The 19,873-nt window shown below is 42.9% G+C and carries 16 protein-coding genes and 1 riboswitch; of the genes, 14 read left to right on the top strand and 2 right to left on the bottom strand.

What is annotated here, in order from left to right; translation table 11 throughout:
* Positions 1–561 precede the first annotated feature (561 nt).
* From L1D22_RS13630 to L1D22_RS13605, 6 genes are all read left to right on the top strand, one after another.
* A complete protein-coding gene (locus L1D22_RS13630) occupies positions 562–789 on the top strand; it encodes a hypothetical protein (protein ID WP_239830197.1) in 228 nt (75 codons plus the stop codon).
* Between the two features lie 215 nt (positions 790–1,004).
* Positions 1,005–2,444 carry a TolC family protein gene (locus tag L1D22_RS13625; RefSeq protein WP_239830196.1) on the top strand — a complete coding sequence of 480 codons (1,440 nt, stop codon included), beginning with the start codon at positions 1,005–1,007 and terminating at the stop codon, positions 2,442–2,444.
* 3 nt (positions 2,445–2,447) lie between these two features.
* Positions 2,448–3,422 carry an efflux RND transporter periplasmic adaptor subunit gene (locus L1D22_RS13620; RefSeq protein WP_239830195.1) on the top strand — a complete coding sequence of 325 codons (975 nt, stop codon included), beginning with the start codon at positions 2,448–2,450 and terminating at the stop codon, positions 3,420–3,422.
* Between the two features lie 7 nt (positions 3,423–3,429).
* A complete protein-coding gene (locus tag L1D22_RS13615) occupies positions 3,430–4,674 on the top strand; it encodes an ABC transporter permease (protein ID WP_239830194.1) in 1,245 nt (414 codons plus the stop codon).
* Positions 4,671–5,861 (top strand): ABC transporter permease, encoded by a 1,191-nt coding sequence (locus L1D22_RS13610; RefSeq protein WP_239830193.1) that lies wholly within the window; start codon positions 4,671–4,673, stop codon positions 5,859–5,861. Before L1D22_RS13615 ends, L1D22_RS13610 begins: the two co-directional genes overlap by 4 nt.
* A 582-nt stretch (positions 5,862–6,443) precedes the next feature.
* Positions 6,444–7,985, top strand: a complete 1,542-nt coding sequence (locus L1D22_RS13605) for an alanine/glycine:cation symporter family protein (protein WP_239830192.1) — start codon at positions 6,444–6,446, stop codon at positions 7,983–7,985.
* A 311-nt stretch (positions 7,986–8,296) separates the two neighbouring features.
* Here the strand turns inward: L1D22_RS13605 and L1D22_RS13600 are convergent, their stop codons facing one another.
* The gene (locus L1D22_RS13600; protein WP_239830191.1) at positions 8,297–9,031 is read right to left on the bottom strand and encodes a chromosome partitioning protein ParA; all 735 of its coding nucleotides are present in this window, start codon (positions 9,029–9,031) and stop codon (positions 8,297–8,299) included.
* A 608-nt stretch (positions 9,032–9,639) separates the two neighbouring features.
* Positions 9,640–9,759, top strand: a riboswitch (glycine riboswitch).
* Positions 9,760–9,889: 130 nt separating this feature from the next.
* Between L1D22_RS13600 and L1D22_RS13595 the strand changes: the two genes are divergently transcribed.
* From L1D22_RS13595 to L1D22_RS13580, 4 genes are all read left to right on the top strand, one after another.
* A complete protein-coding gene (locus tag L1D22_RS13595; RefSeq protein WP_239830190.1) occupies positions 9,890–11,260 on the top strand; it encodes a sodium:alanine symporter family protein in 1,371 nt (456 codons plus the stop codon).
* Between the two features lie 407 nt (positions 11,261–11,667).
* Positions 11,668–12,474, top strand: coding sequence for a winged helix-turn-helix domain-containing protein (locus L1D22_RS13590; RefSeq protein ID WP_239830189.1), 807 nt, complete (start codon positions 11,668–11,670; stop codon positions 12,472–12,474).
* Positions 12,471–12,932: a hypothetical protein gene (locus tag L1D22_RS13585; RefSeq protein WP_239830188.1), complete on the top strand. Its 462-nt coding sequence runs from the start codon at positions 12,471–12,473 to the stop codon at positions 12,930–12,932. The genes L1D22_RS13590 and L1D22_RS13585 overlap by 4 nt, the downstream gene beginning before the upstream one ends.
* 548 nt (positions 12,933–13,480) lie before the next feature.
* Positions 13,481–14,956, top strand: coding sequence for an aerolysin family beta-barrel pore-forming toxin (locus L1D22_RS13580; RefSeq protein ID WP_239830187.1), 1,476 nt, complete (start codon positions 13,481–13,483; stop codon positions 14,954–14,956).
* A gap of 161 nt (positions 14,957–15,117) precedes the next feature.
* On the opposite strand, the gene L1D22_RS13575 is transcribed toward L1D22_RS13580, so the two are convergent.
* Complete coding sequence (locus L1D22_RS13575) at positions 15,118–15,753, bottom strand: LysE family translocator (protein ID WP_239830186.1); 636 nt, start codon at positions 15,751–15,753, stop codon at positions 15,118–15,120.
* 304 nt (positions 15,754–16,057) lie between these two features.
* Here L1D22_RS13575 and L1D22_RS13570 point away from each other — a divergent pair, with 304 nt between their 5' ends.
* The 4 genes from L1D22_RS13570 (at position 16,058) to L1D22_RS13555 (ending at position 19,790) form a co-directional block, all read left to right on the top strand.
* Positions 16,058–17,530 carry a carboxypeptidase M32 gene (locus tag L1D22_RS13570; RefSeq protein ID WP_239830185.1) on the top strand — a complete coding sequence of 491 codons (1,473 nt, stop codon included), beginning with the start codon at positions 16,058–16,060 and terminating at the stop codon, positions 17,528–17,530.
* Positions 17,531–17,838: 308 nt separating this feature from the next.
* A complete protein-coding gene (locus L1D22_RS13565; protein WP_239830184.1) occupies positions 17,839–18,390 on the top strand; it encodes a DUF3455 domain-containing protein in 552 nt (183 codons plus the stop codon).
* A gap of 138 nt (positions 18,391–18,528) precedes the next feature.
* A complete protein-coding gene (locus L1D22_RS13560; RefSeq protein WP_239830183.1) occupies positions 18,529–19,062 on the top strand; it encodes a sigma-70 family RNA polymerase sigma factor in 534 nt (177 codons plus the stop codon).
* On the top strand, positions 19,059–19,790 hold the full coding sequence (locus L1D22_RS13555) for an anti-sigma factor (protein WP_239830182.1): 732 nt from the start codon (positions 19,059–19,061) through the stop codon (positions 19,788–19,790). Before L1D22_RS13560 ends, L1D22_RS13555 begins: the two co-directional genes overlap by 4 nt.
* Positions 19,791–19,873: the final 83 nt, after the last annotated feature.

Here is a 19,873-nt window from a genome sequence, read left to right as displayed (position 1 = left end):
ATTTGTGACTGTTACTCAACTAAATAATTGACCAGATTATTAATTGATATTCCTTTACGTTATACAAACAAAACAATCGCTCACTTTTAGAACGGATTAGCTTAAAAAGACAAATAAACGAATAAATATTGACCTAGATCACTAAGCTTTTAGGTGTTTTTTAGGTTGTTTAAAATAGATACAATTATAATAGTTGCATATGAAGGAGTTTATTGTTGCCAAGCTATACGTTGCAATTTTAACACAGCGTTTTAAGCCAGAATTATGGTTAACACAAAAGCAACAACTCTTCACTCGCTGGACGTATCGATAAGTAAAAGTTGCGCGCTCGCCGTTACGAATGATGAACAAACGGATTAAGTATTCTCCTCTATTCATCCATCGCTATTTGACACTCGGATAGTTAGACAACCGGCTAGTTAGACAACGAAGAGGTGACTGATAAAAGCAGCACCCAATAATAAAGCATTGATGAGCAGGAAGTATCGATCAGTGGCAACGTCCAATAGAAACAGGATAAAAAACATAACGTATAAACATTGTTGAAAAGGAAACCAGGCAATGAAACGCGATAATTTTGGAATCTGCCTAACAAAGGCTATGTTGTTCAAAAACTTACAATCTACTTTCACTCATGTCAGAGCATATGAGAAGAACGAGACATCCCCGCTCGATCTAAAAGTATTGTTAGCTTTCCCGCAAATGTCAGGTAGAGATTTACTACAAACGATGCAAGGTTCAAGACAATTGGTGTGGCGCGCCGATCACCATTGTCCAAACTTTAAATAGCGCCAATCAATTTGTAGTAAACCCTTCTATACTGAACTTAAAGAGCACGATTCGTCGTGCTCTTTTTGTTTCTATGTCGACAGCCATTAAACCCTTAATAGCATTCACATTATATTAACGAGCGGCTATGCTAATTATTCATATGAGGTAATCTGTTCAAGACAAATGATTATCCCCCTGTTAACATTAGAGCTAATACTCTAATTTGGTATTTAATGCAGATGACCAAACCGACATTCCAACGCCTTGCGATTGCCAGTATTCTTATCGGTGCTATCAGTTCGCCAAGCTATGCTGCCCCGCTCACTTTTTCTGAGGCGTGGCAAATACTCCAAGAGAACAACAACTCTCTTGCGGCTCAACAAGCTAATGTTGAGCGTTATCAACACCTTCAAAATGCAACCAGAAGCCTTAACCTTCCTTCTGTGACGCTAGGTGCGAACTACACTCACCTTGATAGTGACGTTACCATCAATGGCGAACAGTTCAGCGATAGCTTAAGTGGTGTAAACCCTACTATAGCGGCAGCTCTGCGACCTTTCATAAGCGGAGTAACATCAACCATCACCGAACAAGACATCTTCAGCTCTTCCATTCGCGCAGTTTGGCCTATCTTTACTGGCGGACGAATTAACGCAGCACAAGCCGCAGCCGAAGGTAAAAGCGAAGAAGCGCAAAGCCAACTCTTGATGGAAAAGCAGGCTCGCTACGAAGACTTAAGCAAGTACTACTTTTCAGTGATCTTAGCGGAAGACGTCGTGAAAACGCGTCAAGCCGTAGAAGCAGGCTTAACTCAGCACCGAGATTTCGCTATCAAGATGGAACAGCAAGGGCAAATTGCACGAGTTGAACGACTACAAGCGGATGCTTCTTTAGATAAAGCGGTCGTTGAACGTACTAAGGCTGAGAATGACCTCAAAATTGCTCAGTTAGCACTGACTCAAATTCTTGGCCAAAGCCAGAGTGTTGAACCTTCAGAGCAACTGTTTATCAACAAGAATCTACCTCATATGGATGTGTTCATTGACCAAACATTGATGACCTACCCCGGCCTTAAGATCCTTGATGCGAAAGAGAAACAAGCGAGCAGCTTAATCAAAGCTGAAAAAGGCAAATACTACCCAGAAGTGTACCTTTACGGTGATTACAGCCTTTATGAAGACGACTCGCTCGCGAGTGAAATGAAACCAGATTGGTTAGTCGGCATTGGTGTGAACGTTCCGCTGATCGATACCTCTGGTCGCTCTGATAAGGTAGCCGCTGCGCACAGTGCGGTTTCACAGGTGCAATTCCTTAAGTCGCAAGCCAAACAAGACTTAACCGTATTGGTACAAAAGACCTACCTTGAAGCAAACCAAGCGATTGAAGAAGTTCAAGGGCTGAACTCTAGCTTGTCGTTAGCTCAAGAGAACCTATCACTTCGTAAAAAAGCGTTCACACAAGGCTTATCTAACTCGTTAGAAGTGGTTGATGCTGAACTATACCTTGCAAGCATTAAGACACAGCAATCTGCTGCGCGATTCAAATATCTAATCTCTCTCAACAAGCTTTTGGCGCTCACCAGCGAAATGAATGCTTACTCAAGTTACTTAACTTCTTCTGTTACGTCTGATTTCGACTCAAAAACAGACACCGCTAGCCAGTCAAAAGGATAACTCATGAAACCTATTAAGCCCCTTCTTCTATCTATAGTTGGTATCGGCATTATTGGCTGGGTCGGATACAGTTTTTACCAAGCGTATCAACCTCAACCGGTTAAGCTTCAAGGCCAAATCGATGCACAGCAATACAGCATCTCTTCTAAAGTACCTGGCCGAATTGACCAAGTATTCGTGCGCAAAGGCGACTCTGTTGAGAAAGGTGAATTGATCTTCTCCCTTCTAAGTCCAGAGATTGACGCAAAGTTAGAGCAAGCAAAAGCAGGTCAAAAAGCCGCTGGCGCATTAGCTCAAGAAGCCGAGAATGGCGCACGCACTCAGCAAATCCAAGCCGCTAAAGACCAATGGCTAAAAGCCAAAGCTGCTGCAGACCTCATGAACAAAACCTACCAACGTGTAAATAACCTTTACAACGATGGTGTTGTCGCTGAACAAAAACGTGATGAAGCCAAAACACAGTGGCAAGCCGCGAAATACACAGAAAGTGCAGCCTTCCAGATGTACCAACTGGCACAAGAAGGTGCTCGTGATGAAACCAAAGTAGCCGCAGCTCAAAAAGCCTTAATGGCCGCAGGTGCAGTGGCAGAAGTTGAAGCCTACGCAAAAGACACACAGATCCACAGCTGGTTTAGTGGTGAAGTGTCTCAAGTATTGCTAAGCAGTGGTGAATTAGCGCCTCAAGGGTTCCCTGTTGTTACCGTTATCGATACTCAAGACGCATGGGCGGTACTTAACGTTCGTGAAGACATGTTGAAGCACTTTAAAAAAGGCACGCAGTTTGATGCTTACCTTCCTGCTCTAGACAAATCACTGACCTTTAAAGTGACTCATATTGCCGTAATGGGTGATTTCGCGACTTGGCGTTCAACCGATGCAGCGCAAGGCTTCGACTTACGTACATTCGAAGTAGAAGCACGCCCTGTCGACACTGACGAAACACTGCGCATGGGTATGAGCCTTGTGGTTGAGCTTTAGGTGACTTATGTCTGCTAACTTTCGATCTACAGGAGCACAATCTACAGGCTCTTATTCACCTGATCATCACAAAGCGACGAGTACCTTGATGAGGCAGTGGGCGATAGTTCGCAAAGACAAGTGGTTGTTGTCGTGCCTAACTTGGATACCCTTGCTACTTGCTGCAAGTATCTGGCTGATCTTCTCGCAAGGCATTGCCCGTGATTTACCCGTTGCAGTGGTTGATCTTGAACACAGCCAAATCTCGCAACAATTCACTCGTCTTGTTGATGCGTCACCTACCCTACAAGTGACTCAGAAATACAGCTCAGTGAGTGAAGCAGCTAAGGCGATGATTGAACGCGATATCTACGGTTATGTTGTGATACCAAAACACTTCGACCGCGATCTCTACCTAGGTTTGAACCCTCAAGTGTCTGTGTTCTACAACAGTCAATTCATCTTGATAGGAAAACTGGTCAACTCAGCACTGTTGCAGGCCCAAGGTACTTTTAACGCTCAGCTTGAAGTCGTTAAACAGCTTTCACATGGTGATACCACGGTGCAATCGGCATTAGGCCAAGCAGTCACGGTACAAAGCCAGATCACGCCGTTGTTTAACAAGAACACCAGCTATGCACAGTTCTTGGTGTCTGCTGTTATTCCTGCTTTATGGCAAATTATGATTGTGGTCGGCACGATACTGGTGTTAACCGCAAACGTTCGAGCTCGTGGGCTAAAGGCATGGCTTTCACATTCTCCTGTGAAGTCGTTAGTCTCAACGTTAACCCCTTACGTGGCTCTATTTTTAGCGTTTGGTATTGCGTTTAGCTTTTGGTTCTATCGCCTACTCGACTGGCCATTTAACGGCAGCTTCATGGCATTGACGGTTGCCCAACTGCTGACTGTGGTCAGTTGTATCATCATGGGTTGTTTATTCTTCTTTTTAACACTCGATCCAGCAAGAGCGATGAGCTTCGCCGGTGCGTTTACAGCGCCTAGTTTCGCTTTCATGGGGATTACTTTCCCAGTAACCGACATGAACACGGCAGCTCAAGTTTGGAGAAGCTTATTGCCGGTGAGTCATTACATCGAAGTACAAACGGCTCAGTCCAGTTATGGCGTGAGCGCAGCACAATCGTTAATCAGCCTCACTTCTATGTTGTGGTATGCAGTTCCTGCATTGGTGGTTATGTTGTTAATTAAGAAACATCTAGCGCAAGCATCACTCTCAGTTAAAGTACAAGATGCAGAACAAGGAGTAAAACAATGAGCTTTACTCAACTGCTGAAACAAGAACTATTAGCGGTACTTCGCAACCCAGTTGTCTTGCTCACCGTATTTGGTGGCGTGGTCTTCTATTCATTCTTGTATCCGTTGCCTTACGCAAATCAAGTGCCTCAGCAATTGAAAGCGTCCGTGGTGAACCTGGATAAGAGCCAAAGCAGCTACCAGTTAGAAAGAATGGTCGATGCGACCTCTCAAATCGATTTGGTTCGTCGGGACTCCACCATCGAAGATGCCAAACAAGCCGTGTTGAACCAAGAGATTGGCGGGTTCATCGTCATCCCAGAAGATTTCTATAAAGATCTACTTCTTGGAAAGAGCCCTACGCTCTCTTATGCAGGCGATGCGTCTTACTTCTTGGTGTACGGAACCATTGTTGAAGGGTTAGCCAAAGCCGGAGGTACGTTAGCCGCACAAGTTAAAGTCAGCCACTTACTAGTCGAAGGTGTGCCGTTAGAGTCCGCAGCCAAAGGTTACAGCGCCTTTAGCTTGAACCTAAAGCCAACCTTCAATAGTCGCATGGGATACATCGACTATGTTGTTCCTGCTGTATTTGTGTTGATTCTACAACAAACCCTAGCCATGGCTTCTGGTTTAGTTGGCGCAACACAAAATGCTCAATCGACATTTGGATATTGGAGTAGAACGCCACCAGCGAAGCTGATCCTTGCTCGTTGTTGTACCTTAGTCGGCATTTACTATTTGTTGTCCATGTACTACTTCGGAGCCAGTTTCTCGATGTATGGGATTAACTTGCTCGCCTCTATGACTCAAATTCTAACTCTGCTGCTGCCTTTCTTATTGGCCAGTTGTTTGATCGGGATTTTTATCGGTGAGTTAGTGTCAAGAAGAGAGTTAGTCACGGTTGTGGTGTTAATCAGTTCGATGCCGCTTATCTTCTCGTCTGGATTTATCTGGCCTGTTGAAATGATGCCGCAGTGGTTAGTACTGCTATCAGAGCTATTCCCAAGTACCCCTGCAATTCAAGGTTTCTTGGCGCTGAATCAAATGGGCGCTTCCTGGCAAGAAGTAGCACCTCAATGGACGCTGTTATGGGGACAAGTTGTTCTATGGGGTTCGTTGTTGGCACTTAAGCTCTACCACAAATCGAGTAAAAGCGTCGTTATAAGTAGTACGAGTACCAGCAGCAATAGCAACAGCAACAGTCATTGAGCTATTTGACTCATCGACAACCACTAAAAAAGCTCTGATTAAGGGCTTTTTTAATGTCTTCAAGTTTCAAGCTCGTTGACTATCGAATGATTAGAATCCGCCAAAAACATATCAAGTATTCAAACTTCCTTCACTCTCTTCCATCAGGTTTAGAGCGATTTGATCGTGAATCACACCTCAAGATCTAAGGAATCGTTTTAAACAAGGATAAACCGCCTTCCTAACAAAATGCATCTGCCGCTATTGCCATCACTGCATATGCCTTTTCAAACTCGAAAATCATCGACTTATTCCAAAATGATGACAAAACCCGAATAATTGTAAATTTATTGTAAAAATTTCTTTGATGGCATTATTTTTATGTATAGGGTTACCAATAAGACTTGATAGGCCGAATATCATAGTCTGATTGATGGACGTACCGAAAGGATCTCCATATAAAACGTGATTAGTAGTTATATTTATTTCGCATTTTGACTTAGCAACAGAGCTTTTGTCGCTACCAAAGAAATATATAAGCTATTGAAATACAAAACAAACACAACAGCAACAAACATAATTTAATAAAAAGCAGGGAAAACCATGAAAAACATAAGAGAATTATTTTTTGGGTTTATATTATTGTTTAGTTCCAGTGCATTTGCAGAAGAAGGGTCATTTAATCAAGCCATTAGCAACTTAAGCCAAAGTGTTGATGGATTTTTCAACGAGTACACAGGATGGTTCGTTGGATTAATATTTAAAAGCGTGCCAGTAGGTGAAGCCAACTTCCCGATTATTGTTGGGTGGCTATTACTTGCTGCACTCATCTTTACTGTTTATTTTGGCTTCGTTCAATTTAAACGTGTCGGCATGGCTATCGACATCATTAAAGGTAAGTACACCGACCCTAAGTCGAAAGAAGATGGCGAGGTTTCTCACTTTCAAGCTCTAACAACCGCTCTTTCAGGAACGGTAGGTCTTGGTAACATTGCTGGTGTGGGTGCCGCACTTGCGATTGGTGGTCCTGGGGCAACATTCTGGATGATCTTGTGTGGCATCCTCGGGATGGCTTCTAAGTTCTGTGAGTGTACATTAGGTGTGAAATACCGAACTATCTTACCGTCAGGCGTTGTTTCAGGTGGTCCTATGTACTACCTAAGCCAAGGTCTTGGTGAAAGAGGTTTAGGTGGACTCGGTAAGGTACTGGCTATCGGTTTCGCACTGATGTGTATCTTGGGTTCTTTGGGTGGCGGTAACATGTTCCAAGCCAACCAAGCCCATGCAATGTTAACTTACGCTTTTGATATTCCGAGCGAATACGGCGTTATCACTGGCCTTGTACTCGCTGCTTTGGTTTTCTCTGTAATTGTTGGTGGTATGCCTTCTATTGCATCGGTAACAGAAAAAGTTGTTCCTTGGATGGCTGCGCTATATATCGGTATGGCTGTGATTGTTATCGGTTCTAACCTTGATCAAGTTGGTCCAGCGTTCAGTGCAATCTTTACAGGTGCATTTACTGGCGAAGGTGTGGTTGGTGGATTCATTGGCGCGTTAATTCAAGGCTTGAAACGTGCAACGTTCTCGAATGAAGCAGGTGTTGGTTCAGCGGCTATTGCTCACTCAGCGGTTAAAACAAAAGAGCCAATCACTGAAGGTCTAGTATCACTATTAGAACCGTTCGTTGATACGGTAATCATTTGTACAATGACAGCATTGGTTATCACTATCGCAGGCCTAAACACAGGTCCATACGATGGTACAGGCCTAACGGGCGTAACCTTAACTGCGGCATCATTCACTGAAACTGCAGGCTTCTTCAAATACACACTAGCCCTAGCCGTTATCATGTTTGCGTTCTCTACCATGATTTCTTGGTCGTACTACGGTCTTAAAGCATGGACTTACCTATTTGGTGAAGGCAAGGCAACGGAACTCGTATTCAAAGTGATGTTCTGTGTGTTCGTTGTGATTGGTGCAACCATTCAATTTGGTGCGGTAATCGACTTCTCTGATGCAGCTATCTTTGCAATGTCTATCTTTAACATCTTAGGTCTATACTTCTTAATGCCTGTTGTTAAGAAAGAACTGCAATCATTTGTTGCTCGCGTGAAATCTGGCGAAATCAAAACTTACGAGAAGTAACTTCTCTTCAGTGCTTATCGTCAAATAACACTGTTCTAAAAATTTTTGTAATACCCTTTGCTTGAGAAAGCGAGAACAGTACTGCAACTTACCCAAAATCCCTACCAGCTTTGCTTGTGGGGATTTTTTATGCCTGAAGAGAAAATCAGCCGTTCGCCTATAAGCTTCGACGACTGTGCGAGCAAATATATACCAATTATTATGAATCACTGACGAAGAACCGGTGGTACAACGAAAAACGCCCACACCATTTTCATGATGTGGGCGTTTTAATAGCTACAGCTAAAGACGAATGAATTAAAGGTTTGGGCCTATAAACCCATCTCTTCGGTTAGCGTTTTGATTTGCTTGAGATCCATGGTGTAGACTTCAATCATTTGTCTTATATCACTTAGACGAGAGTTCGCGTTGTCTTGCTTCTCACACGCGTCAGATTTCGCATCCCATGAGGTGCCGTCTAAGAAAACATCACACGCTTTCTTAAGTGAGCCAAGGTTCTGTTCGAGTTCATCTCTTTCTTTCTCAAGCTTTTCAAGCTCTTGAGATATTTGTAATTCTTTACGGAACAGCTCACGAGAGCGTTCAAACAGGGTCGACTGCATATCCGCCTGACGGTTTAGCTTCTGGTTATCTTGCTCTGTTTTATCTAGCGTTTGCTTTTGTTCATTTAACTGTTGCTCTAACGAGTAGTTCGCCTTCTCTAAAACCGCAGATTGTTTCGCTAACTCTTGGAGCTCTTTTTGATGCTCTTCAGCCTGCTTAGCTAGCGCAACTTCTACTTTAGCGTCGATCTCGGTATCGACTTTTGCCACCTTAGCTTCAACCGACGTCATCAGTTCTGTTTTACTGTCGCGCACTTCTTGATAACGGGTTTCAAGTACCTGATAAGTGGACTCCCACTTCGAAGCCGTCACTGTCGAACCGATTAAGCCGCCCAGAGCTAAACCTATAACCGCAGCAATGCCGATATAAAGCTGACTGCGCTTATCGCGTTCTTCAATAACAACCACTTCATCTTGTTCGCTTTGTCCAGATTGCTGGTTCACTAGCGGGTACTCCCAAAAATATGTTTAACGTTACGCGGTCACTGGTACTAATACCAATACTGATTATGCAGGTTCAGTTAAACCTATCGCTCAAGTCAGAAACACTTGAGCTTTACTAACACGTTCATCCCATCTGTTCACAGACAGTTTAACGAGTTAACTCCGAAATCATCAAGCTGGCAGTATACAAAAGGAAGCTGCTAACGATAACTATCACTACCCATTTTTGCAGTTTTTCGTTGGTCCGGTAACGAAACAATACAAATGCCAAAGCCAATAAAAAAACAATCGCTATTAGTCGAGTCATAACTCCTCCTTGTTTCCCTATTTTATACCATTTAAATAAGCAAGTTACGTCAGAGTCGCGTTGTTTGATCATTTAGTTGAACAACATTTGTGCAAACAGATATTTTGTAGCTGACATCACATTTTATATGATCTAGGATACGCCTACAGATTACCTAATTATTTAGGTAATTGTTCCGATGAAGACTGCAGGAGAGTGGTTTTTAACTAAATTTTAACATTTAGTTAGATTGACCCGCCGAAGAAGTAAATCTTTCAGGTGCTTTATGCTGGAGAAATCCAGAAAAGTGAGGACTGTCGTTGGAGGAACCTCTGGAGAGAACCGTTAGATCGGTCGCCGAAGGAGCAAGCTTAGTGCCCGTTACTTATCTATAAGTGATTCGCTAAGTGAAACTCTCAGGCAAAAGGACAGAGGAGTGGAAAGCAACAAGCCTTAATTAACAAAAGAATTCTATCTAGAAATCCGTATGTATTAAGTAGTGCTACCGATCCCTGTGATCTGCACTGCCTTCCCTCTTCTCCTTAAATTTTTTAATTTATTAAGGGGAATCTATGAACCACCTACAAGCTACACTACAAACCATCAACCAATTCGTTTGGGGACCACCACTGCTTATTCTGCTAGTGGGTACAGGTATCTACTTTACTTTTCGCTTAGGCTTACTCCAGTTTAGACACCTCCCAACCGCGCTAAAAATGGTATTCAGCAAAGACAAATCCGGTACGGGTGACGTATCAAGTTTTGCCGCTTTGTGTACCGCACTTTCAGCAACCATTGGTACAGGTAACATCGTTGGTGTAGCGACCGCAATCAAGATTGGTGGCCCTGGAGCCCTATTCTGGATGTGGCTTGCCGCTGTATTTGGCATGGCGACCAAATACGCAGAATGTCTACTTGCTGTTAAGTACCGCAGAACCGATAGCAATGGCGAAATGGTTGGCGGCCCTATGTACTACCTCCAATACGGTGTTGGCTCAAGAATCTTGGCGGTGATGTTCGCCGTGTTCGCTTTGGGTGTTGCCTGCTTCGGTATTGGTACCTTCCCACAAGTTAACGCTATCTTGGACGCTACTGAAATCTCATTTGGCGCTTCACGTGAGATGTCTGCTGTTGTTCTAACGATATTAGTGGCAGTGGTAACGCTTGGTGGTATTCAATCTATCGCTAAGGTTGCAGGAAAAGTGGTTCCGACCATGGCGGTTATGTACATCGTTGCGTGTTTGAGCGTTCTGGTTTCAAATGCAGACCAACTACTGAATGCCATTACCCTTGTTGTTACCTCTGCATTTACCAACACAGCTGCAACAGGCGGTTTCTTTGGTGCGAGCATCATGCTTGCTATCCAATCGGGTATTGCTCGTGGTGTATTCTCTAATGAGTCAGGTTTAGGTAGTGCACCCATGGCTGCGGCGGCTGCAAAAACAGATTCATGTGTGAAGCAAGGTCTTGTCTCTATGACAGGTACGTTCTTCGACACCATCATCATTTGTACGATGACAGGTTTGGCGCTTATCTTAACTGGCGCTTGGCAGACTGACCTTTCGGGTGCTGCGATGACCACGCATGCATTTGCTGTTGGCCTGAATGCCGACACTCTTGGCCCTATGCTGGTTTCTGTTGGCCTAATCTTCTTTGCGTTTACTACGATTTTAGGTTGGAACTACTACGGCGAGCGCTGTGTTGTTTTCTTGCTAGGTACTAAAGCTGTCCTACCTTATAAGATCATCTTCATTGCGTTGGTGGCTTCTGGTGCATTCTTGAAGCTCGACATGATCTGGATAATGGCAGATATCGTGAACGGCCTAATGGCAATTCCAAACCTAATCGGCCTTATCTTGCTACGCCACGTGGTTATCGAAGAAACAAAGCTTTTCTTCAAACCTTTGACGTCTTCAAACGATTGTGACGCTGTAAAAGCATAATCAGAATTGATTGAACCAAAGCCCGCATTCAAATGCGGGCTTTTTTATATCCATTCGATACTTAAACTGACTAAATTATTACTATCGTATACTCACAAATTAAAATAAGATACAAATAAAATAAGATTTTAATTAGACCACTGTTTTAATTAATTTGCGGGTGAAGATTAATTTAAAACTCTCTAATTAAAAGCTCGCTAATAAAACCAACACTTAATTAGATATTACTTATATTTAACAGATTGTGACTAAATGGCAGAGTTTCTTTCATTAAAAACAAAGAACGCTTTTGTTTTGACCACTCAAAAACACACCAGAATAAAACATGTGACTTTAATTCATATAATAGTCAGTTTATAGTCATCTAATTGTTGAGAGAATTATAATAAAAATAAAACGTTGGCTATATGATCAGATTCGACCCGATTAAAAACCGTATTTATAACGACGAACGTTCCATCAAAATAGGATATCGTGAGACTCGCGTTTTAGAGCTATTACTTAAAAACTCGCCCGAGATTGTGAACAAGCAAGATATTATTAGTTTCGCATGGGGAAGCGAGTTCATTGGGGATACATCACTGGCGAAGTGTATCAGCTTACTTCGCCAAGGGTTCGTAAAGCTTGGCATCAGAGAAACACCCATCGTCACGGTGCCAAAGGTCGGCTACCGCCTTATTGATGAATGCGTCTTCATTGACTCGCAACCACAAAGCGAAACCACTATTTCTCTCACTCCTGTGAGTGACCAAGTCCCGCTCGGTCAAAGTAATATTGCTGCCTCTATTGCGAGCAACGATACACCTGAATCCAAATCGGCTTCACTTTCCTACTCTCAAGTCAGCTTATACAAAAACAGGCTGTGTTACTTCATGACAGGTTGTTTGCTGCTCTCCTCGGCGCTGTTGGCTTTTGTTAAGGTTCACGATAAAAGCCTTGGTGATATCGCCCCCTTTAACCGACTTAATGAACAATGGGTTGGGGAGGTACAAGTTTTTCAGGAAACAGAGATGTCCTTGAGCCCAGAACTCGAGGCCATTCTCTACAAATACCAATGCAATTGCGTGGCATACATCAGCGATGAACCCGGCTATTCAGAACTCTCCATGCTCAACAAGACAACACGTCAGTCCATCAATATCTTCTACACCGCCACGCAATTAGATCGGGCGAGTGAAGAGATAGCATTATTCCTAGGGAGAGGCCAATTATGATGCCATTTGTAGCTCTGTTTTCCTCGCTAGCGTTATTGATTGGTATATGGAGTATTCCTTCTTCTCCTTCCCAAAAAGAGCACCGTTACCAACATAGCGTGGTAGATCTTGTGTTAGATGGAAATGTATTACGAACCGATGGACTCACCAAGATAAGTGATAACAAGGTTCTGCACCTTATGTCCGTTCAAGATGACAACATGCCCGACCCGATTGTTCTACGATTTAGAGGAGAAGCTGGTTCTTCGCAATCCCTGTTCTTTTCAATAGCTGGCACTATCGACTTAGTCTCCGTGCAAAAAATAAATAAAACCATGAATGACAGCTTATTGTCGCCCTACCTACTTATCAACAATGACCCTTTAACATTGAAGGTTGATATATTAAGTTCAAATGATTTATTTGCCATCATTCGAACATGTAATACAGGAAGAACACAACTTTTGGCTAAACGATAATTTATCTCCGTTTGGCCACCAGCTGGATTCACTTCGTTTTAATTAACACCGTTCTGAATATTACACATAAAAAACGGATGGTTACATTTATCACGGCATCAATAAACATCTCTTGTATTTTGAGAACTAAATTAATCGAACGTTTAAAACACTGGATTAAATTTAAACATCCAAGTATCATTTGTCGCTTTCCTGTTGATATTTACATCAAATAAAAACGATGTGAATAATATGTCTCCTTTCGTACTTAACCATTCATTTCGCACGCAATAAACCACGTCAAAACAATTTGACGTCAACGTGCCGATAATAATGCTTCATTTTTCTAAAAACGGTTTGAGCCTTATCAAGTATTTTATTTTCAGTTGCACTCCCTTTCATTAAACCAACAAATCAAACAATACAAGCAATTGAATTAAAAGGGTAAATTAATTCAACCCTTTTCAGTATCTATCTATTTATCAACATGGAAGAGTGAACTTGTCTTGTTAACTGCACGACACAAAAACATTATCAAAATAGAAAAATTACAAACGAGGGAATTGTTAATGATCCGAATAAACAGAAGTCTCTTAGCAACCGCTGTGCTGTCTGTTCTATCTACTGGCGTAAACGCAAAAATTTACCCAGACCAAATAGTCCATGACCAACTTGGTGAGGATGTGTGTCGCTCCGGTTATCGGCCGTTAGACCGTTTTGAAGCCGAAGAGCAAAAGAGCGCTTTACAGGCTAGAATGGGCACCTGGCAGATCACAGGCTTAAAAGGAAACTGGGTGATCATGGGGCCTGGCTATCATGGCGAAATTAAACAATCAAACAGCGGGTCAACGTTCTGTTATCCGAACAATGACCAATCTGAAATCCCTAACTATTCCGCTAAATCGGTTCCAGAAGGCAGTGAAATCGATGTTCAGTATGACTTGGTGAATAACCGTAACGACTTTGTTCGCCCACTAAGCTATTTGGCTCACAACCTAGGTTATGCATGGGTTGGCGGCAATAATAGCCAGTATGTCGGAGAAGACATGACGATAAAGCGTTCTGGCAACAGCTGGGTGATACAAGGAAACAATAGTGGTTCTTGTAGCGGTTATCGCTGTGGTGAAAAAACCAAAATCACCGTCGACAACTTTGCTTATACCGTTAATGATGACAACTTTTGGCATGGTGATGTTGTCGAATCAGATCGTGAGTTAGTGAAGACCGTTTACGCGACAGCAAGAAACAACAGCAATATCGCACAACAAGTGGTTGTCGACCTGAAAGTGGATGAATCAACAAACTGGTCAAAAACGAACAGCTACGGGTTCTCACAAAGCGTTCAAACAGAGAATACGTTTAAGTGGCCTCTTGTTGGCGAAACCAAGCTCACCGTTAAGTTCGAAGCCAACCAAAGTTTCGCTGAAACAAATGGCAACTCCACTAGCGAACAGGTAACACTTCAAGCTCGTCCTATGGTTCCAGCCAACTCAGAGTTGCCGATTCGAGTTGAGTTGTATCGTTCAAGCATCTCCTACCCTTACCGATTCAACGCTGATATTAGTTACGATGTTGAGTTTAACGGTTTCCTCCGTTGGGGTGGTAACGCGTGGCACACCCATCCAGATAACCGCCCGTACAAGGCTCACACCTTTACTATGGGTCGTGGCAGTGATAAGTCTGCAGACATTCGCTATCAATGGGATCACCGATACATTCCAGGTGAAACCAAATGGTGGGACTGGGGATGGGCAATCAAAGAAGCGGGCTTATCAAGCATGCAATACGCAACAGGCGGAAGCTTACGCCCATTCCACTCATATGTGTCGGGCGATTTCTATGCTGAATCTCAATTTGCAGGCACCATTGAGATTGGCCAAGCAACACCGATTACCAATAACCTACGTAGCAAAAGAAGTGTTGATTCCGTCAACGAAACTACTGAACGTATTGGCGATATTGAAGTCACCACCAACTTCAATGCTGACGAGTTGAGTGACTTAGGTTTCGAAGGTGCTGAGATGAACATCAGCGTTGTTGAATAGCATGCTGTGAATCGCTAGGTTGTAAATAACTACGCTGTGAAGAAATACGCTATGAAGAACTACGTTGTTTAATAAGAGCGGGACAAAGTTCTACAAGCAATAAAACGCAAAAGCCCACGACACGTCGTGGGCTTTCATACATTCAGTTAGGAAACGGTGAACTACACAGGTTCTTCCATCAGAAGCTTAACACCCAGCCCCACCAGCACCATGCCAGTCACACCTTCCATCCACTTCATAAAGCTCGCATTCTTTAGCAAGTTTTTAGCCGAGTTAAGCGCGCCAGCTAGGCCACATTGCCACACCATCGCAATCATAAAGTGGACCGAAGCCATCAGCATAGATTGTAATAACGGCGAGCCTTCAGGGTTTACGAACTGAGGAAGAAAAGCTAAATAGAAAACCGCTGTTTTCGGGTTAAGCACATTAGATAAGAAACCTTCACGCAAAGAACGTTTTGCACTGTAGGCTTGATGAGTTTGCTCGCCCACCTTCAACCCGCCACCATTTTTCATCAAGGCGCGTAAACTGCTTAAACCAAGCCAAATCAGGTAAACCGCACCCACCATTTTAACGGCTTGAAAGAGTTCAGCTGATTGAGCAAGAATCGCAGAGATACCCACCGCAGAGAAAAAGGCGTGCACATAAAGACCGCTACAGATACCAAAGCTGGTCATCACACCGTCAGATAAGCCAGAACGGCTCGTATTGCGAATTACCAATGCCGTATCTAAACCCGGCGTTAGCGTTAAAATAGTGATGGCAATCAGAAATGCCTCAAAGTTCAAAATATCCATATTATTGTCATTCTTGTTCAGCGATCTATCATCAATACCGTGTATCTGAACAATTCGCAAGCAACAATTGCCATCAGCTATACAACTCACTGATTTTGTGCACAATGGTACAGTTTGATTTGTTAACAAATAGTAAATTACTGGCATATCACTGCCCTACCTTGTTTAGGCTATATCTTCTACTGAGAAGAAAAGCCTCAGAACAAAGTGAAGTGACCAACTTCAAAGTACTAAACATCGAGATGCCCCTTAAACTGATGCAGCCTTATGGGTCATTTAAAGAAACCAAATTAAGAGTAGTCAAATGAGCGCATTCAAAAAACTAGTCGAACACTCTCAAAAATGTTCACGCTTTCAACACCTAGCCTCGATTTGTGGTTGGGACCAAGCTTCCATAATGCCTGCTGGCGGTAACCAAGCTCGTAGTGAAGCGATGGCCGAGCTTTCTGTTCATATTCACGGCTTAATGACTCAGCCACAGCTTGGCGATTGGATTGCAGACGCTGAAAACGAAGCATTAAACAATGAGCAACAATCGTCACTTCGTGAAATAAAACGCCAATGGCAACAAGCTAACCTACTTCCAGAGAAACTGATTGAAGCGAAATCTCTAGCAGGTTCAAAATGTGAACATGCATGGCGTAGCCAACGTGGAGAAAACGACTGGGTTGGTTTTGAAAAGAACTGGCGTGAAGTGGTTGAACTATCGCGTGAAGAAGCACAAATCCGCGCAGATGCCGCTAACTTAACCCCTTATGATGCGATGCTGGATATCTATGAACCGGGCACCAGCTCTGCTTCACTGGATACCTTATTTGCAGACGTTAAAACATGGCTACCAAGCCTGATTGACGAAGTGATCGAAAAGCAATCAAGCGAGCAATTTAACGCGCCATCGGGTACCTACTCGACAGAGAAACAGAAAGCACTTGGCCTAGAAGTGATGAAGCTGCTTCAATTCGATTTCGAACACGGGCGATTAGATGAAAGTGTTCACCCATTCTGTGGCGGCGTCCCTTCAGACGTGCGTATCACAACGCGCTACGACGAAGCTGAATTCGTTCAAAGCTTAATGGGCATCGTCCACGAAACAGGTCACGCACGTTATGAGCAAGGCTTACCTAAACACCTAGCAGGCCAACCAGCAGGTGAAGCTCGCTCTATGGGTATCCATGAATCTCAGTCTCTGTTCTTCGAAATGCAAGTTGGCCGCAGCGACCCATTCATCGGACACTTAGCCAACCTAGCAGGACAACAGTTCTCTGGTTCTGAGTTTGAGAAAGATAACTTCCAGAAGATCTACACTCGCGTGAAGAAAGACTTCATCCGTGTTGATGCCGACGAGCTAACCTACCCAGCGCACGTGATTTTACGTTACGAGATTGAGCGTGACCTGATTAACGGCAAAATCAAGCACACTGATGTTCCTGAACTTTGGAACACTAAGATGCAGTCTTACCTTGGTTTAAGCACTCAAGGCAACTTCACTAATGGCTGTATGCAAGACATTCACTGGACAGACGGCGCATTCGGTTATTTCCCATCGTACACACTAGGTGCGATGTACGCAGCTCAGTTCATGGCGGCAATGAAGAAAACGGTGGATGTGAACTCAGTGATTGAAAGCGGTGACTTATCACCTATCTTCACCTGGCTTGAATCGAATATTTGGAGCAAAGGCAGCCTGCTGACCACTGATGATTTAGTGAGAGGTGCGACAGGAGAAACACTTAACGCTGCATACTTTAAAAAGCACCTAGAAGAGCGCTATCTATAATCACTTGATACTAAGCCTTCCTATTGTTATTTGAAGGAAGGCTTAGTCTTCACTGATATAGAGCTTTGTCCCAATGGTAATTGCCGCCGATTATTTGTAATTTTCATCAAACTTAAGTTGTGGGATAAAGTCATTATAATATAGTTACTTACGTAAAAATCTTCCTTTTTCAAATACCTTTCATAAAAATAATTTCAATTTATTTTACTTTTCTGCATCCAAATACCTTGTTCGATTGTAGTACCTAGTAACAGCAGGAAAAAGCTGTTTTTCAACTTCAAAATCGACTGATAAAAAGGGATACGACAGTGAAAAAACAATACATATTGAAAACATTAAAAATCACAGCAACATCAGCTCTAATGGCTATGGCTGCTCAATCCTACGCTGGTACTTTTTCTCAAGACAACCTACCAAGTGAAGTACGTGTACCGGACGGTAACAAAGTCGCCATGTTTACTGTTGCAGAAGGTAATATCACATGGGAGTGCAAAGTAGACAGTTCAGATGACAAGAATGCAAAATGGGCATTTGCTGGTCCTCGAGCCATTTTAAGTGATAACAAAGGCAACCATTTAGTCTCTTATTTTGGTCCTCCTGCAACATGGGAATCTCTTGATGGTTCATCTATTACCGGTAGACAACTAGCCGTTTCACCTTCAGAAAAAGGCAGTATTCCGATGCAGTTAGTCAAAGCAAATGAGTCTATGCGTTCTGGTACATTAAAAGATGTCACTTATATACAGCGTATTAATTTAAAGGGCGGCGCTGCTCCAATGACAGGTTGTACTATGGATAAACTTGGTCATAAAGTCGTGGTTAACTACTCTGGTGAGTATCTATTCTGGAAACAAAAGTGAGCGCATTACCGCCACCATACACGATAATAAACACTGACTAAATAATGACTTAAAACGTCCAGTTACGTATACTGGACGTTTTATAAACAGGTATATCGTGTGTCAATATCGACAGAGTTCGACTATGAAAGTGTTCTAATGCACTGCGCTCAAGGTGATCGCCAAGCCTTAAGACAGTTATATGAACAGGAAGCATCAAGATTACTCACTGTAGTGCTGAGGATTTTGCAAAACCGTGCTTTATCCGAAGACGTTGTGCATGACGCCTTTATAAAAATTTGGAAAAATGCAAACTCCTACCATCAAGAGCTAGGGTCCGCACGTGGTTGGATATATACGTTAACCCGTAATTTAGCGTTAAATGCACTTAAACACTCCAACCGCCAAATCTTATCAGAACCAGATTTGTTACTCGCTCTATGTGATAGTCAAGTATTGGACTTAGCAGAGCAGCCAGATGGTATTTCTGAACTTTCAGAAGATCCTTTGGCACAAACGTCTCTACAAACATGTTTGGAATATTTAGAACCGGAACGCAAATTGTGTATATTGCACGCTTATGTTGATGGCTACACCCAAGACGAAATTTCTCAATTGCTTAACAAACCCCTTGGTATCGTAAAATCATGGATTAAGCGCAGCTTGAATGCTTTAAAGGGGTGTCTGCAATGAAAAAAGATACGCAACAAATTCCTATCAACGATGATAATTTAGCCGGCCAATATGTGCTTGGCACACTGACAGAAGAAGAACGATATAATTTTGAAAAACGTTTAGCTCACAGTAGCGAATTACAACAAGCGGTTAATCAATGGCAAACCCATTTTTTGTCTATTACTGATAGATTAGAGCCAAAAGTCGCCTCTCAACCTTTATCTGCACGTATTGAGCGCAGCCTAGATGAACTTGAAGAATTTTCTAAACCGGCAACGCAATCAAGACCTGAACCACAAAGCCATTTCTGGCAAAGTCTCGGTTTATGGCGGGCTATTTCAATGGCTTGTCTTGTACTAGCGATGGTACTAGGTTTTAAATTACAAACCCTTGAACCAATGCAAAGCACACCCACTTATATCGCGGTATTAGTGCAACCAGAAAACAAAAGCCCAAGTTGGGTAATACAAACCACTCATGCCAATCAGATGCAACTAGTTCCCCTGGGTGCAGTGAAAATACCAGAAGGCAAAGCATTACAATTTTGGACAAAAGCCGACGATTGGGATGCACCTGTCTCACTAGGATTAGTCAGAGAAGGCGAAACGCTTAATCTAAATATTAGTGAACTACCGCCACTAACAGAAAACCAATTGTTCGAACTAACTTTAGAGCAAGAGACAGGCTCTTCTACAGGTCGACCAACTGGCCCTATTACCTCAATTGGGCGCGGCCTTTCGATATAATGAGCAGATAATTTAAAGACCATCTAAAACTCATTACCTAAAGTGAATGAATAGAAAGAAGGCTGAGCAGGTTACTGACTCAG

This window comes from Vibrio sp. Isolate34 (assembly GCF_022397915.1).
GTDB lineage: Bacteria > Pseudomonadota > Gammaproteobacteria > Enterobacterales > Vibrionaceae > Vibrio.
This window is presented reverse-complemented; position numbering and strand designations above follow the sequence as displayed.